Here is a 15,450-nt window from a genome sequence, read left to right as displayed (position 1 = left end):
GTCAGACGTTCCAGCCCTTCTCTGCCTCGCTGCCGTTGCGGGGGTCCTCGTGGCGGGCGATGTCCTGCTCGTGGACCTGCCGGAACAGCGGCACGAGGGTCTCGGCCGCGTCGACACCGTTGAGCAGTGTGCGGTGGATGTCGTCGAACCCGTCGGCGACGTCCTTCTCGAAGGCGAACTCTTCATCTGAGCGTTCGGCCAGGATGCGGAAGGTGTTGGCCACGCTCTGAAGTGCCAGGGGAAGGTTCTCGATCATCGTGAGGACCTCCATGTTCCCGTCCGGCTCGTAGGAGCGGGCGGCGTTCTCCATCTCGGCCGCGGCCTCTTCGAACTTGAAACCAGACACGTGAATAGCCTCCTGACCTGCCGTGGGGGTGGTGGGAATGAGGCGGGCGGGACGCTCCACCCGGTCCTTGATCTCGTTCAGGTCCTGCGCCGCAGCGTCGGCCGCGGCTTCCTCGCGCCCCCGCTCCAAGCGGATCTGCTCGTCACGGGCCGCACGCTGCTCGCGGGCGGACTGCATGAGGCGTCGGTACAGGCGGCGCCCGGGGTGCATCAGCCACCGCCAGCCGAGCTTGCGCCCGAGCGGGGTGGTCAGGCAGCCCAGCACCCCCACGGCACCGCCGGCGAGCGCGGCAAGCAGGCGGCGCCCTTGGAAGCGGGCCGCGGACTTCAACAGGCCCCGGCGGGCCTTACGGCGGGCGGGCGCCTTACGGACTGCGGCGCGCTTGGCGTCGACCTGCCGGTCGGCCGCCCTGTCGCGGGCAGTCCGGGCCTTGTTGACCAGGCCCCGGACGCCCGAGCCGGTCTTGCCCGCCGTCCAGCCCAGCGCGCGGCGGGCACGGCCCTGACCGGGTGTCTTGGCCGCACGACTGGCGGCGCGGGCGTCCCGGCGGGCATCCGCTACACCACGCCGGTTGGCGGTGGCCTGCTGTCGGGCGGCGGAACGGGTCGGTGTCTGCGCCCGGTTACCCGCACGCAGCGCCCGCACCTGCCCTACCCGTCCGGCGCCCGAGCGCGGTCCGGTGGAACGTCCACCCGTTGACCGGCCGGCGGGGCCGGTGGGGCGGGAACGGTGCTTGCCCGCACCCCGCATTCCCGACGAACCGCCGAATGCTCCGCTCGAACGACCGGCACCGGTACGGGACTTGCCGCCCTTGCCGCGCCCTCGCCCGCCGGTCGCGGTGCTGCCGGACGTGCCAGACCGGGCGGGCCCGCGGCCCGTACGGAGCGCACCGCGCTGGCCACGCGAGGCTGTGCCGGTGGCGCGCCGCTCGCGCGCGGAACGCCGACGGCTGGAGACGGCGGCGGACACTCCGACCACGGCGGCGCCACCGGCGGCCACTGCCAGGGCGACTGGGCCACCGCCGACCAGGGCGACGGCACCGACCGCGCCGACGGCGCTGTTCGTGCCGGACAGGGCCAGCGGGAGCACGGGGATACCGCCCGGCGTGTGCGCCACCGTCCGTGCCTCGGCAGGGGCGGTGGTCTGCTCGCGGGGCGGGGACGGCTCGGGGGGAGGTGTGGGGGCAGCCGGAGCGGCTACCGGTTCGGTGCTGACTTCGGTCATGCTGAGGACCACTCCTCTACGAGGGGGAGCAGAGACCCGGACGCGTGCTTTGGACGGCTTGGCGTCCGGGTCTCTGCGTCGGAAACAGTGCTGGCTACAGCCCGTTGGGCTCCAGCGAGAAGAACAAGACCGTGGCCCCCCGCAGGGACGGGTGGCTCGCGGTGAGTTCGGCGTAGATCTCCTGGTAGGCGTCCTGGCGGGTGCCGCCGGGCCGCGGGATGTAGGTGCCGGACCGCGTGGCGGATGCCAGCCCCGGTTTCTCCACGGACATCACCCAGAAGTGCGTGCCCTGCCGGACGGCGCGCGTCTCGGTCTCAGTCGTCACTGCGGTGGTGTCGTTCACCTCAGAAGTTCCCTTCCGTATCCATGGGTTGTCGGGCGGTGTGCTGTCGGCGGCGAGTGCCGCCGGTGGTGACGGGTCAGCTCGCCGGGTCTGCTCGCCGGGTCTGCGAGGGCGCCGCTCGCCGAGGCTCACCGGGTCTGCTTCACTGGTCTCGACTGCTTCCGGCAGTCGCAACGAGGGCCAGCCCAATTGCCGTGGGCTGGCCCTCATTGGTGTGTGCCGGACGGCGACTTACTGCTGTGCGTCCTCCGCCTCGATCAGCGCGGCGTACGCCTTGCGCACCCGCTCTTCCTTCGCCGAGAAGCCCGCCGCGCGGTACGCGGCCAGCGCCTTGCGGTAGGACAGCGGGGGGTTCTCGGAGTGGCGCAGCCACCGCAGCACGACCGTGAGCTGTTCCTCGCTCAGCGGCTCCCCCGGCTCGGGGGTGTCGACGCCGGCCACCGCGGCCACCGCGGCCAGAGCCGGCCAGTCGAGCGGAGTGTGTCCCTGGCCCTGCGGCGCGGGGAGTTCCGGCGTGGGGGACACGGGGCCGACCTGCGGGGACACAGGGGACACACCCGGGGACACACCCTCCTGTGTCCAATGGCCCAGTACCCGGGCCAGGTCCTCGTCCGAGAACAGCGCGGGAACCTCCTGCGGGCGGTCGTCGACCGGGTTCTTGGCGGTGAGCTTCGTCAGCTTCTTGGATGCCTCGTGGCGCACCTTGTGCGCCTTGCCGCGGGCCCTCTGTTCCTCGCCCTCCAACGCGGCGGCCGTGGTGTGCCGGTCGGCTTTGGCGCGGGTGACCGCGCGGCCGATCGCCACCTGGTCCCGCGTTGCGCTGCGCACCGCGTCGATCTGCGCCTGCGCTGCGGGGGAGATCCGGGTGGCCTCCCGCTCCACCGCCATGATCAGCGTCGCTTTCGCGGCGGCTGGAACCACCGCGCCGATGACTGCGACGACCGCTGTGGCGTACAGCAGGCCGTGGGTGAACAGCACGCCGACAGAGGTGACCAGGAACAGCCACCCCAGAACGGCAGGCAGGGCGCCCTTGGAGCCCTGGCGGCGGTGGGCGGTCTCCATGGCCAGCGCGTACAGCCACACCGCGTCGTAGATGCCCGCCACGGTGTAGGCGAGCGGCTCCGGCGCCTGGTGGGCGAGGATCTCCCCCACCGCGTACACGGTCCAGCCAAGCGACAGGCCGGTCAGACCGGCCGGCAGACTCCAGTGCACCGCCTTCCGGGCGGTCTTCTTCCAGTCCATGTGATCACTCCTTGTTCTGCTCGTCGGGGTAAGCGCACAGCACGCACATGCCGAGCGAGGTGGGGATGCAGTAGCTGTAGACGATCTGGCACTTCGGGCACGTGCGGCGGGCCAGCATGGCCAGCGCGAGAGCGCCCCACTTGCGCGACGTCATGGGCCGTACCTGCTTGGCCAGGTCCTCGCGGTAGAAGTAGGCCACCCGGTAACCCCTGTGGCGGTTGTAGCGGACCACCTGCGCGGTGACCGGCTGACCGCCGGGCCGTAAGCCCTTGGCGCGGAGCTGTCGGCGAGTGAACAGGCCGTCCGGGGCCATGTGCCAGGGGTAGGTGGGGATGCCGAAGCGGGCACCGGTCGGGTCGTAGCACTTGGCGTAGGCGGCGGGCATCAGGCTGCCGCTCCGCTCAGTGCCGGGTCGGGCATGTCGGCGTAGGCCACCAGCTCCACCAGGGCGCCCGCGTACTCGACGGACGCATTCAGCACGCGCGTACGGCCGCCCACGCCCTGCGTGCCGTGGTCCACGGCGTCCGCGGCGATGCCCAGGGCTTCGCGCCACGCCTCGAAGTCGGCTAGGCCGTAGTGGAAAGCCAGCCTCAGCCGGTCCGGATAGATGGTGGAGACGTCCACCATCGGCGCCGGCAGATGCCCGAAGTCCGCGGCCAGCAGGCGCAGCGCCCGCAGCGACACGGCCAGGTCATCCAGCGTCAGCCCCTCGCTCATGCCGCAACCCCCCGGCGTACCGGACGGCGGCTGGCGGGGCGGACCAGCGGGACCACGTTGAACAGGTCCGGGTGGTCGTCGACGACCCGCGCGGCTATGCGGATCAGGTCGTCGGCGAGGCTGCCGAACTCGGGGTCGGCGAGGATGTCACGCGCCGCGTCCAGACGCGCCGCGCGCTCCTCGTCGCTCTCGCCCTCCACCCCGAGCCACAGCTCAACCGGGGTGCCGAGCGCCAGTTCCGCGAACTCCGATGCGGTGACGGCCTGATGACCGGCAACCATGCACTTCATGGGGGCTCTCCTCACAGTGGAACGGCCCGCACGCGCCCGGAGGTGTCTCTACGGGGCGTGCGCGGCCGCGGAAAGGAACCGCACCAGATGCGGTGCAGTGGGACCAGCGATAGTCCTCATCAAGCGGGCAGGCCACCGACGCGACGCCGGCGCCCTGCCCGCATGACGAGTGACGGGGAAGCCCGTCACTGTCGTCTCGCGGCTCCGTACGCGCCTTGCTCCCTTCCCTTGGACGGCGCGCGGTCACCGCGCCACTCAGTCGTTACTCGCTGAGTGGATGCTCCCTGGAATGGCTACCTGACATGGGCCGGGTGCAGCCCAATCAACGGGGTCCCCGCCGATCCGGTCCCTGGGTCCACGCCCGAGGGTCAGACCAACGGCTTAGCCGATGACACCGATCGATCCGTGAAGACGACGGACTTTTACGTCTCCCCTGCCGCTCGGGCCGCGTGTAAGCGGGTCCGGCGGGGCCCCTGCCGCGTGCGGCAGGCGTGCATCGGTTCCACACACCGTCAATGCGTGGTGTGTATTACCTACCACTCACGTTGGCAGAAGGAATCTGCGCCGTCAACCCGTGGTTTTCGACTCGGAACCGCCGGCCCCTCCGTGCGGTGGTGGTTCAACTGTCGCCAGACGGCGAGCACTTCGGGAGCGTGTACTTGGGGGTGCACTCGTGCACCCCCACGTGCAAACCCTCTGCACCCTGGCCCTGACCTGCGTAGAGTGACGATGAGGCAAGCTGGAACTACGGCCGCTCTCTGGGGGTTCCATGGCAGACCCGAACGCCAGGCTGCCCGCGCTCATGCAGGAAGCCGACTTCTCCCACAAGTCGCTTGCTCGCGCGGTGGTCGCCGCTGCCGCTCGGTCAGGTGCGGACATCACCTGCGATCACACGTACGTCACCAGGTGGCTCAAGGGCTCCATCCCGCGCGGCAGCATGCCGCAGTTCATCGCCGACGCGATCGGGCGCAAGCTGGGACGTCAGCTCACGATCGATGACATCGGGATGGGCGACGCGGCAGTGGCCGCCGTACGGCCTGAGCTGGGGCTTGACTTCGCCGACAAGCCGGAGAGCACGGCCAAGACTGTGACCGACCTTTGGCGTGCCGACCTGGCCGACGCTGAGACGCTGGTTCGCGCACAGCCCGATTCTGCGGCTTGGAACACCGCTTCCCTACGCTGGATCGTGGCCCCTTCGGACAGAGAGCTGACGCGGTCGGGCAACCGGGCGGTCGGCGCCGTGGACGTGAACATGGTGCGGTCGACAGCGGACGCGTTCAGCATGCTCGACGGCAAGTTCGGCGGTGGCCACGCCCGGCGGGCACTGATTCAGTACTTGCACACGGATGTCCGGCCGATGCTGGACGGGACATACTCCGATGCCGTGGGGAAGCAACTCCACTCCGCTGTTGCCGAAGCGCTGATGCTCGCCGGATTCATGTCGTACGACAGCGGGTTGCACGGCATCGCACAGCGGTACTTGATCCAGGGCCTACGCATGGCACAGGCGGCCGGTGACAGGCTTCTCGGCAGCAGCATTCTCTCCGTGATGAGCCATCAGGCGACGTTCCTGGGGCGGTACCAGGATGCGGCGACCCTCGCCCGTGCTTCATACATGGGCTCGACTGGCAGCCTGGGGCCAAGGATGGCGGCGCACCGCCTCGCGATGGAGGCACGGGCCCTCGCCCGTCTCGGGGATGAGCGAGGCTGTGACCTCGCCCTTGCGGAGGCAGAACGCAAGCTCAGCCAGAGCACCTCCGATAGCGACCCGCCGTACATCGCCTACTTCGACGACGTGGAGCTGGCAGCGGAGATAGGCCACTGCTTCCGCGACTTGGGGCGCTCCCTCGCAGCTACGGAGCGCGGCGCGGGCTCCATCTTCGGCGACGGCCTCAACATCCGGAGTGACTTCTTTGCGACGATGGTGCAGGCAGAGTCATACATCATCCACGGTGAGATTGGCCGTGGCTTTGAGTTCGCCCTGAGTGCGCTGCAACTCGGCGAGGGGTTGAAGTCGGCACGCTGTGTTCAGTACGTGCGTGAGTTCCAAGGGCGCGTCACGGACGGTATGAGGCGGGCCACGGAGTTTCGCGAATTCGAGGCACAGGCCCGCGGCTTCCGCCTCTGGAAACAGGTAGGACGTTTCTAGAACGGCGCCCAGTCTCGGCGAGAGCCACCCGAGCGTAGGCTTTCCACCCGCTTCTCAACTTCTTCGGCCGCGCGCGGATTGGTGCCAGCGTTCTGCGAGAGCCACGTAACCATTAGCAGTTCGCGGATGCTCCGGAGAACGGTGTACCCGGACCATTCCCGAACGTCGAACCCGTAGCCAGCGACGAAATCGGCGTACTCGTCTTCAGTGTGCCAACCAAAGCTGTCGTAGTACATGGCTGTCTGCATGAGGTCCCACTCTCGGGGGCCCGTGACGAACCCGTCCAAGTCGATGACCTTTGGACGCCCGGCCGCGTCACGCAGGACGTTGCCGACGTTGAAGTCACCGTGCAGGTGACCCGCCGGAAGCGCGAACCGAAGATAGCCGTACTCGGCCGCCAAATCGTCGGCCATAGACCGGAGAAACGCACGAGTGCCGTCTGGGATTGCGGCACGCTTCAAGCGCTGCGCAACCTTGTCAAAAGGCTGAAGGGGCGGGAGCGAAAAAGGCGGCGGCTCCAATTTGTGAAGCCGCCGCAGCAGTACACCCATTTCGCCTGTACTCGCGTACGTGTCTCCGTCGGAGAGACCTTCCCAGAACGTCACCGGGTGTCCCTGAACGACGACCGGTTGTTCGGCCGTCGTGACGAGTCGTGCCGCCGGGTACCCCTCGGCCGCGAGCCATTCCGCTACGGCCACTTCCCTCCGCACGGAGGTGAGCCGATCCGGACTCCTGCCGACCCGGGAGACGATATGGCTGCTGTTCAGGCGGAATACCGCGTGATCCCCGAACCGCAGCATCTCGATTCCGTCGGGGTCCACGTCCGCGACCTCGCACGCCTTGCGCAGGATGTCGCCCGCCGCATCGGCGTCGAATTCGGTTCGTTCGGTCGTCGTCATGCCGTCTGAGTCCCCCGTCCGACGGGCAACGCACGGACTTCCCGCCCCCGTGCGGCCCCCTTGCCGATGAGTCCTTGCCCCTCCATCTGCGCGATGGCGGAACGGACGGCCGTCCGGGACGCTCCGAACCGCGCGCACAGCTCCTTCTCGGTGGGGAAGCGGTCACCCACCCTGACCCCGTCGGCCCGCAACAGGTCGGTGACCTTCTCGACCAGCGGCCGGCGGTCGCCGCTCCCCGCCACGAACCATCCGGCGCCCTGTACCGACTCGATGACGCCCTCAGCCTTGAGCGCGGCAAGTGCTCGCTCGATGGTGCTGCGGCTCACGCTGTACTCACTCACGAGGGCCGACTGAGACGGCAGCGCCTCAGCGATCTCGCCCTTCCTGATCTTCTCGCGGAGAGATTCCGAGACCTCCAGGTACGTACCTCGCGGACTGCCCTGCGGCACGTGGCCTCCCCTTCCTCGACCTCGCCGGCGACCCGGTGGCGCCTCACAGTCTCCAGCTTCCCACGTCCTACCCAACCGAACGATGGGCTTGTCCTTCCCACCCCGAGCTGCATGAAGGACAACCGCGGGAGCCACTCAGAGTGAGTGGCTCCCGCGGTTGGGGGTCGCATTCAGCGGGGCAGGCTACGGCTGCACAGTGATTGGAATCTCTACCTGCGGCTGCAAGATTTCCAATTGGCCGCTATAGGCCCGGACGACCTTGTTGTAGATGTCTGCGTCCCGGGATGAGATGATAGTGATCACAAGCGCGTACTCCACCTTCTCAGTGGGGACGCCGACGAGTTGCTCACTCCTTGAATGATATTTCACATCAAACACTGGTCGGAGCAACGACGAAGCTCTCTTTTTGACAGTCCTATGTTTAGTGGTCTCCCACTTATGCGCCCCCTTCCGCAAATCATTCTCGGGCAAAAAGTCGCTCGACCTGAAGAACGAATCGGTCTTCGGGTGCATGCTGTCTTCGTTGCTGAACTTTTCCGCGTGCGGACGAAATACGGGCTCGATGGCACTAGCCGTGTACGTACTCGGGCTGCGCGAGTCGGTTGGGGAGTTGATGCAATACGTGGCGCTAATTTCGACGTTGCCCGTCCTTACGTCCTCGGGTAGGGGAATGGGCATTCGCATCGTCTGGCCTGGCTCGATTTCCCCCTGGTACAACACGCGAACCGAGTTTTCGGGGCAGATCACGAAGGCGTCGATCTCATCAGGGACCCTTCCCCAGCCAGCCTCTTCGACAGGCATAATGCCACGTTCGGCACAGTGTACGAGTAGAGCCCGAAGACCAAGAGGCTTAATGTGTCCGCCGAAGTGTGCTCGGATCCCCGCGGCCATCCTGAGTGTGGCTGGGGCTGCGAAGCTAGTACCCATCGCCGACAATGGAACATCCGTCCCATTGCCCGGCAAGAAGATGAAGGGCTCGTACTGGGTGCCTCCGAAACTTAGAACGTCCGGTTTCACCAAGCCTGGTGAGCGGCCTGGGCCGATTGCACTATATACGGCTCGATCCCAGTTCTTTAGTTTGCTATTGGCGGATCCGACAGCGAGGGCGTTTACACAGTCGGATGGCACCTGGACGCGGGCGTTGCCCGAGGCCCAATCGTGGTTTCCGTTATTTCCGGCTGCTACGGTCATGAAGGTCTGCCCATGGGAGAGGTACTCGTCCAGTACCGCCGTCCACGGGTGTACTTCATCGTCCTCGATAGGGAGCTCCGGGCCGAGGCTAAGGTTTACGAAGTCGTAGTTCTTCTCCTCCAGCACATCGCGGATGCGATTTAGTGCTGTGTAGAGGGCATAGGAGTCCTCCTCTGCGTCGTCGAGAATCCGATAGTGGTCCACGTTGTTGAAGGGCCGCGGTGCGGCCTCTCCCGGAGTCAGGCAGCCGAAGAGGGCGGCTGACGTCACCATGTGGCCGTGACCGACATACTCTTCCACGGCTGCGCCTACCCCAGGTACATCGAGAGAACGAGCCCATCGGCTCATAGGCCCGCTTGAGAGTAGACCGCCGTCGAAGATGGCCATGCGGATGGAACTGTCGACTACGGGCTCATCCGGCACCTCAATCGGAGGCAGTTCGCCTACCGGGAGACTTCGCTCGATGGGATGCAGCGTACGGAGCTTCGGCATCGGCCGAATAACTCGGAGGAAGGAGAACTTGCTCAGCTCCTCCAGTTCCTCCGCGTGAGCGGTAACAGGCATAAAAATCAGCCCAGAGACCGGGATGCTCCTGCCGAGGTCGGCCGATACGCCGCACGCGCGAGCCCAGCGCTGGAAGGACCGAACGATAGCGTCGCGGTCCACACTTGGAATGTGTAGACCAACCTCGAAAAGCGATGAGGCGTGAGGGAGCGGCATCGTCCCGCGCTGCTTATCCGAAGCGTCCGGGGCGCGGAATGCTTCGAGTTTCTGCAGGGGGGATCCTTCTGGGAATGCGCCAGGTGACTCAAGTCGCTCAGCCAGGAGCGAAAAAGAATCCCGCTGCCCGGAGATAAATAGCTCTGCCGTATCCAACTCCACGGGTTCGCCTTGCCGTGTCCACTTTTCTGGGGTGATCTTGGCACCCCGGGCTCCAATATACGAAAGCCCGTTATCCCGAAGGAAGTCACCGGGATGGTAAGACTTAGCGACGAACTGGGGGTGCAGAGTGACGAGGCCTACTGTCTTCCCTGACGGGCAGGCTTCATCTGGCAAGGATTCAAATGTCCGTACTGCTGTCTGGACTTGTGGGAGGAGCCGCTGTCGAGCCTCCTCCGCGGTGTATGGCAGTTCGGGCGCTGTTCCGCCCGAAGATGGTGTCACTCTCTCGACGAGACGCTCGCCGTGTCCGAGTAAGAAGTTGCGCTCCCCAGCCACATTGCCCCCCTAGCCCTACTGCTCTTGGTCCGCACGCTGCTTGCGTCGAATCGTGTCGCGGCTGACGCCCGTCAACTCGCTAGCCCTCCTCTGTGAGAGGCTCCCATCTTGCACTAGATCAAGTGCTACTTGAAGACGCTCGACATGGTTCATTTGCGCCAGACGTTCCTGTCCCATACCCAACAGGACATCGAACGTATGTTCGCCACCTAGGGCCGCCTTCCTGCGAGCCGTCATAACGAAACGCTCCGCATCGGCGAACGAGGAACCCTGCAGAATCCTCGCGAGGAAAGCGGTGTTCCTAGGTGCCTCATTTCCACAATAATGGAGAAGCGCTTCCTCTAGCTCGACCGGACCGGGCAAGGGGAAGTTAACTACTAGGTCGAATCGCCGCCATACTGCCGGATCCAAGAGGTCAGCATGATTTGTGGCAGCCAGCAGGAGTGAGCCGGAAGGCCAGTCATCAATTTCCTGGAGAAGGACCGTAACAAGCCTCTTCAGTTCCCCAACTTCGGCCATGTCGTCGCGCCGCTTGGCAACTGTGTCGAGTTCGTCTAGGAGCAAGACCGAAGGACTCGATTTCGCGTAATCAAGCACCTTCCGAATGTTTCCTCCGGTTCGCCCGAGGTAGCTGCTCATTACGGAGGAAAGGTCTAGAACGAGCAGCGGGAGCTTCAGTTCGTCCGCAAGCCAGCGGGCAGCGAGGGTCTTGCCAACGCCGGGAGGGCCAGTGAACAGACCGGTGCGACTCGGCGTTAGGCCCTGTCGTGCGAGCCGGCCGGCGCTCCGATGTTCGTCACGGAGTTGCTCCACGGCCGCTCTCACCAGTGGAGCCAAGACTGGGCGAACCGCCGGCCCGAGTTGCTCCGCTCGGATCAGCGGCAGGCGGCTGTCGCTGTCGAGAGGGAGGGAGGCGGCGTTTCCGAAGCCACGCAAGGGCGTCTGTGCAGTTGGAGCAGAACGCAGCAGCTCCCGAAGAGAGCTAGCAAGCGCTTCGTTCGATCGTTGGTAACGGCGGGCCATGCGCTGAACCAGGGTCTGCACGTCCTGTGCCCGCCCTGCCATCGCAACCCTTGCTAGGTGGACTAGATCTCGTTCATACGTTTCAAGTTCGCCCATGGGGCTCACCAATGTCCTCTCTACCATGAGGAACAGCCTATAGCCTGGTGGCCTAAAATTCATTGATCTGGTGTCAACTAGTCCACCTGGCATCCTGATACCAGTCTCTCGGATGGCACTGACAGTGACAGCACGTCTGCCCGGGCTTGACCCACTTGTGCGGGATACGGCTGTAGTCGAGATACGGCATCGCCAGCTGTGACGCTCATTGGGTGGTGTAGTAGTGAGGCTCTCAGGCCGCGAAAGGCCCTCCGACTGGGGGGGGGGGCGCCTCGTTGTCCTGGTCTTTGTCCAGCGCACCGACGGCCGCCACCGTTCACCGCCGTACGCGCACCCCATCTGACCTGCCGTGTGAACCCCCGCGGACGCCCCCGTATGGCCACGCGGACAGTTGGAAAGCGTGGGGGAGTTGGCAACCGAACGACAACGCTGCAGATGTGCGTGCCAAGCCCCAGGGCCCAGGCGTGGTCCAAACGACAGGCCCTAGGTGCCGTTGTCCACCGTGGCCGGAAGTGCCGGCCTTATGTCTGCTCCTCTTGCAACGACTCTCGGCACTTCTCTCTCAGCTCGTTGAGATGAACCTCTACTGGCCACCCGTAGAGCAAGGGGCCGCGTTCCCCGATACTGCTCCGAGCCTCGTTGATGGCATCGATCGCCGCGGCATGCAGTGCTTCCGCTGTACTGGTGATGTCTGGTGGTGCTTCGAGGCGCAGGGCGTTCAGCGCCTGGTCCAGCTCGGCCATGAGTGTTGCATTGGCTTGAGCTCGTCTTCGCATAGGCATGCCGACCGTGTTCAGGTGGCCGATCAACGTTTCTGCGGCTGTGAGGTAGGCGGTGTAGGTCTCGCGGCGGATCTGCCGCAGCCATTGTTGGTGGGCGCTTTGGCGTTGCCGGTCTGCTTGGTAGCGGGCACCACGGTAGGTAATGCGGGCGCCTGTCCAGGCTCCCGCAGCTCCAATGAGCGCCCCGCCGAGGGCTCCGATCAGCCCAGCAATTCCTGCATCCACGAGGATGCACTGTAGATCAGTGCCGGACGGGCTTCCGGCGATTCGGTCAATGCAGAGACGTGACCGCCCAGGCCGCCGCCAGCTACCGGTGCGACCGGTGGGGGCGTCAATCTTCGGTGGCAAAGATCAACTTTCGATGGCACAGGACACAGACCCCTCAAGGAGGACAGGGGCACTCCCACCCCTAGAATCGAACGCATGTCCGATCTGTTGTCGTCCGAGCGCCTCGCCAAACTGCGCGCCCTCGAAGAGTGGCTCGCTTGGCAGCTGCGAGATACCCGGCGCAGGATCGAGCAGGTCGCGGAGCAGGTGCGGGCCACGGACGGATACGTCAGCGAGCAAGACCGGCGTGCAGGCAAGCCTGTTGGGGTCACCATCCATGCCGCCGACTGCGCCAAGATCCACCAGCCGGTCACCACCTTCGACGCCACCAAGGCCCAACACGCACTACTGAAGGACGCGTCCTTCCACCACCCCTGCCAGCATTGCCGGCCCGACAAGCTCCCAGGGATTACGAAGGACTAGGCGGACCGTGGGCTTCCTGCCCGTCGACTTCTTCGGGATGAAGTTGTCGCGCGGTTGAGGCACGGTGCTCGCTTGGGGATCCACTTCGACCAAAATCACCCATGCCGAGGGACCCGCGCGCTGGCATGCTGACAGGTCCGAGTATCGGACGGCAGCCCCAGGGGGACAGCGTGATCGTGAACCGGCGCATCGGCAGCGAACAGCCTGAAGAGTACGACGAGTTGGAGCAGCACCTCGCTCAGAAGCTCAATGCCCCGCTTGACTGGCCCGAGGACGGTGGTCTCACTGTCAGCCACGTCGCCAGAATCGCCGCTGCTGCATCCTGCGACACCACGTATAACCAGGCTGCCAATGGTCATTTGATCGATCTGTTCGCGGCGCTTCCGTTGCCGGGAACTCCAGAAGGGAAGGGGTTTTGGGAGCGCATCCGCGACGCTGGGGGCAGCGGAGCCTGGAACATCCACCCTGCCAATATGGGCGGACCCTTCTTCGACCGGATCCATGACGGCAACGAGCGCGGTATTGCCTCCCGCGTTCTGAGCTTCCTGGAGGAGCTGACGCCGTCTCAGCGTACCGACGTGGCGGAGATCATTGGCTCAGCCCTCGACAGCGGCACCATCGGTGTCAGTGGCCGATACGGGGGCGAGCTGTGGCTACGGGACGCAGAAATGAGTGCATGGCGCGTTGCGCTGGCCGGTCGACGGGAGTTCGAAACGTCAGAGGACCGCGAGCGATTCTTCGAAGCATGGCGCCGGGCCTGACCACCTGCGGCCTAGCCTCAGTGCGGACTCTGTGGGCCATGTGCGGGCAAACACACCTAAAAACCCGAGCGGTTGACGTATCGGTGCAGGTCAGGGGAGGAAGGGCCGTGACAGTGCGACGCTCTTGAAAGCCGTTCCGGTGAGTGCCGGCGCCCACTCCCCGAGTGGACGCCGGCGCGCGTGAGTCAATCGAGCATCGCCTCATGGAGGCGTCGTGCTGTAGCAGCGAGCAGGCGCCGGAGCTTCTCCTTGTTTTCGCCGTAGGTCTTGAGAGCGTGGCAGTTCGGACACAAGGCGATCATGTTCGAAGGGACATCGGGTCCCTCCTTGGCGAGGTCTTTGACGTGGTCGACCTGCAAGATTGGCAGGCCGGCTGTGGTCAGCTCGGTGGGGTGGCCTGCGCATTGAGGGCTTTCGCACCTGCCGCGGCAGCGCTTGATGACGGCAGCTCGCGCGCTGGGGTCGCGGACGTACTTGTCGGCCAGTGTCGGCTTCTTCATCTGGCCGCGCCGCTCGGCGTTTGCCTCAGCCTTCTGCGCCAGACGCCGATACGCATCCTCGTCGCTCTCCCTGGTGGTGGGGGCTTCAAGGTCGAGGTCGCTGGGGCGGTAGTCGCCAGTGTCGTCGTGGAGCTCCCCTGTATCTGCGTCCAACGCTTCAAGTACTTCGGCAGGCCAGGTCTCCCGCTCTGGGGAGGGGACAGGAGCCATCACCCAGAGGAACTCGCGGCGGGGCAGCTTGTCTTTGCCAACGCCCCACCGCAGTCGGCGTTGCACGATCACGGCCCAGGTTTCGAAGCTGAACTGTCCCTGGAACGGCTTGTGCCAGTAGCGCAGCGGCTGGCCGGCCATCTGGTGTTCGGCCATGAGCTCGTTGCCGTCGATGAGCTTCTGGTCGCCAGACAGGCCGTCGCCCACGTAGGCGATCCAGTTGGTGTCCGGGATGCGCCCATCGGCGTAGGGGCCCTTGTCGTCGGAGAAGACGCTGAGGATGCCATCGGCAAGGCAGCCGATCCCTGCCATCTTCTGACCGCCATAGGCCCGCCAAATGGCGTCTCGATCCTTGAAGGTCTCCCCAAGCAGAGGACGCAGAGCATCTGGCCACCTGCCGGCGAGCAACTCACGGAGGCCGAAGTCTTCGAGCAAGCCTGCTGGAAGGGGATGGAAGTAGCGCAGGATCAGTCCGGCAGCCGCGGATGCCGCGGCATCCGGGTGCGAGCGGAGGAGGTTGTAGTCATCCTCGCGCAGACCGCCAAGGGGATTGACCTCGTTCAGGGACTCCAGTGTAGGGCGCCGTCCTCGACTGGTCAGGTTGAGTTCCTGCCCCTGCTCGATGGTCCACAGCTCATCGCGAACGAGTGCCCAGAACGGGTAACGGGCCCCGTCCACACCGTCTTCCACCTGTCCATGCTTCACCAGCAGCGGTGCGACAGCATCACGAGTGGTCGACCATGTCTGCATGCGAGGTGCTCCGGCCAGGGCCTGGCCGATTGCCCAGAGCAGAAGAACGGGACGGTGCAGAGCGGGGCCCGTCGCACGTCGGGCCAGCCGGACGTCTCCCACTCGCCGGTGAAAGGTCTTGGGGGGCTCCACCACGGTGAAGCCCTCCCTCTTCAGCCATGCCACTGCGTGCTTGAGGCCCCCGCTGAGCTCTGACGGCTTGAGCGCTGTCCCGAAGTCGTACCGGTACGCAACGCCAGCTATCGCCTTCGAGTCGTACAGGTTTCCCTCATGCTCCAGGAGGTAGGTAGCCGCGGCGCGGTAGCCGTACGTGTCGCGGAACGCCTCGGGGCCGATCCGGTCGTGCTCTGCAATCGCCTGCAGGATGCCTGCCCGAGTGATCTCAGAAGGTGCCATGCGCGACACCGTAGATCACGCCACTGACATTGATATTGCTAGGCAGGTTCTGGTGGTCGTGGCTCTGCCACTGACTGACGTCCTGCTGGGCTGTCTTCCAGATGTTCTGCCCGG

15 protein-coding genes are annotated in these 15,450 nt (G+C 65.6%); 3 read left to right on the top strand and 12 right to left on the bottom strand.

Annotated features, from left to right (window positions below):
- Position 1 precedes the first annotated feature (1 nt).
- The 6 genes from ACZ49J_RS38455 to ACZ49J_RS38430 form a co-directional block, all read right to left on the bottom strand.
- Positions 2 to 1,570 carry a hypothetical protein gene (locus ACZ49J_RS38455; RefSeq protein ID WP_467455701.1) on the bottom strand — a complete coding sequence of 523 codons (1,569 nt, stop codon included), beginning with the start codon at positions 1,568 to 1,570 and terminating at the stop codon, positions 2 to 4.
- A 94-nt stretch (positions 1,571 to 1,664) separates the two neighbouring features.
- Positions 1,665 to 1,913, bottom strand: a complete 249-nt coding sequence (locus tag ACZ49J_RS38450; RefSeq protein ID WP_467455702.1) for a hypothetical protein — start codon at positions 1,911 to 1,913, stop codon at positions 1,665 to 1,667.
- Positions 1,914 to 2,144: 231 nt separating this feature from the next.
- On the bottom strand, positions 2,145 to 3,155 hold the full coding sequence (locus tag ACZ49J_RS38445) for a hypothetical protein (protein WP_467455703.1): 1,011 nt from the start codon (positions 3,153 to 3,155) through the stop codon (positions 2,145 to 2,147).
- 4 nt (positions 3,156 to 3,159) lie between these two features.
- Complete coding sequence (locus tag ACZ49J_RS38440) at positions 3,160 to 3,540, bottom strand: RRQRL motif-containing zinc-binding protein (protein ID WP_467455704.1); 381 nt, start codon at positions 3,538 to 3,540, stop codon at positions 3,160 to 3,162.
- Complete coding sequence (locus ACZ49J_RS38435) at positions 3,540 to 3,872, bottom strand: hypothetical protein (RefSeq protein WP_467455705.1); 333 nt, start codon at positions 3,870 to 3,872, stop codon at positions 3,540 to 3,542. The genes ACZ49J_RS38440 and ACZ49J_RS38435 overlap by 1 nt, the downstream gene beginning before the upstream one ends.
- Positions 3,869 to 4,162: a hypothetical protein gene (locus tag ACZ49J_RS38430; RefSeq protein ID WP_467455706.1), complete on the bottom strand. Its 294-nt coding sequence runs from the start codon at positions 4,160 to 4,162 to the stop codon at positions 3,869 to 3,871. Before ACZ49J_RS38430 ends, ACZ49J_RS38435 begins: the two co-directional genes overlap by 4 nt.
- A 769-nt stretch (positions 4,163 to 4,931) precedes the next feature.
- Here ACZ49J_RS38430 and ACZ49J_RS38425 point away from each other — a divergent pair.
- Positions 4,932 to 6,311: a hypothetical protein gene (locus ACZ49J_RS38425; protein WP_467455708.1), complete on the top strand. Its 1,380-nt coding sequence runs from the start codon at positions 4,932 to 4,934 to the stop codon at positions 6,309 to 6,311.
- Here ACZ49J_RS38425 and ACZ49J_RS38420 read toward each other — a convergent pair.
- The 5 genes from ACZ49J_RS38420 to ACZ49J_RS38400 all read right to left on the bottom strand — a co-directional run bounded on the left by ACZ49J_RS38420 (position 6,308) and on the right by ACZ49J_RS38400 (position 12,194).
- The gene (locus tag ACZ49J_RS38420; RefSeq protein WP_467455709.1) at positions 6,308 to 7,210 is read right to left on the bottom strand and encodes a phosphotransferase enzyme family protein; all 903 of its coding nucleotides are present in this window, start codon (positions 7,208 to 7,210) and stop codon (positions 6,308 to 6,310) included. The two genes, ACZ49J_RS38425 and ACZ49J_RS38420, sit on opposite strands and share 4 nt — an antisense overlap.
- Positions 7,207 to 7,659, bottom strand: a complete 453-nt coding sequence (locus ACZ49J_RS38415) for a GntR family transcriptional regulator (protein ID WP_467455710.1) — start codon at positions 7,657 to 7,659, stop codon at positions 7,207 to 7,209. Before ACZ49J_RS38415 ends, ACZ49J_RS38420 begins: the two co-directional genes overlap by 4 nt.
- A 183-nt stretch (positions 7,660 to 7,842) precedes the next feature.
- Positions 7,843 to 9,732: a S8 family peptidase gene (locus ACZ49J_RS38410; RefSeq protein WP_467455712.1), complete on the bottom strand. Its 1,890-nt coding sequence runs from the start codon at positions 9,730 to 9,732 to the stop codon at positions 7,843 to 7,845.
- 351 nt (positions 9,733 to 10,083) lie between these two features.
- Positions 10,084 to 10,893 carry an AAA family ATPase gene (locus ACZ49J_RS38405; RefSeq protein WP_468351778.1) on the bottom strand — a complete coding sequence of 270 codons (810 nt, stop codon included), beginning with the start codon at positions 10,891 to 10,893 and terminating at the stop codon, positions 10,084 to 10,086.
- Positions 10,894 to 11,708: 815 nt separating this feature from the next.
- Positions 11,709 to 12,194: a hypothetical protein gene (locus tag ACZ49J_RS38400; RefSeq protein WP_467455714.1), complete on the bottom strand. Its 486-nt coding sequence runs from the start codon at positions 12,192 to 12,194 to the stop codon at positions 11,709 to 11,711.
- Positions 12,195 to 12,392: 198 nt separating this feature from the next.
- Here ACZ49J_RS38400 and ACZ49J_RS38395 point away from each other — a divergent pair, with 198 nt between their 5' ends.
- Both ACZ49J_RS38395 and ACZ49J_RS38390 read left to right on the top strand, forming a co-directional pair.
- The gene (locus ACZ49J_RS38395) at positions 12,393 to 12,719 is read left to right on the top strand and encodes a DUF6233 domain-containing protein (RefSeq protein ID WP_467455716.1); all 327 of its coding nucleotides are present in this window, start codon (positions 12,393 to 12,395) and stop codon (positions 12,717 to 12,719) included.
- 170 nt (positions 12,720 to 12,889) lie between these two features.
- Positions 12,890 to 13,480: a hypothetical protein gene (locus ACZ49J_RS38390; RefSeq protein WP_467455718.1), complete on the top strand. Its 591-nt coding sequence runs from the start codon at positions 12,890 to 12,892 to the stop codon at positions 13,478 to 13,480.
- Positions 13,481 to 13,665: 185 nt separating this feature from the next.
- Here the strand turns inward: ACZ49J_RS38390 and ACZ49J_RS38385 are convergent, their stop codons facing one another.
- Positions 13,666 to 15,336 carry an SRA domain-containing endonuclease gene (locus ACZ49J_RS38385; protein ID WP_467455719.1) on the bottom strand — a complete coding sequence of 557 codons (1,671 nt, stop codon included), beginning with the start codon at positions 15,334 to 15,336 and terminating at the stop codon, positions 13,666 to 13,668.
- Between the last annotated feature and the right edge of the window lie 114 nt (positions 15,337 to 15,450).

This window comes from Streptomyces sp. NPDC030840 (genome assembly GCF_055572015.1).
The sequence above is the reverse complement of the archived record's forward strand: the minus strand, read 5'-3'. Positions and strand labels throughout refer to the sequence as shown.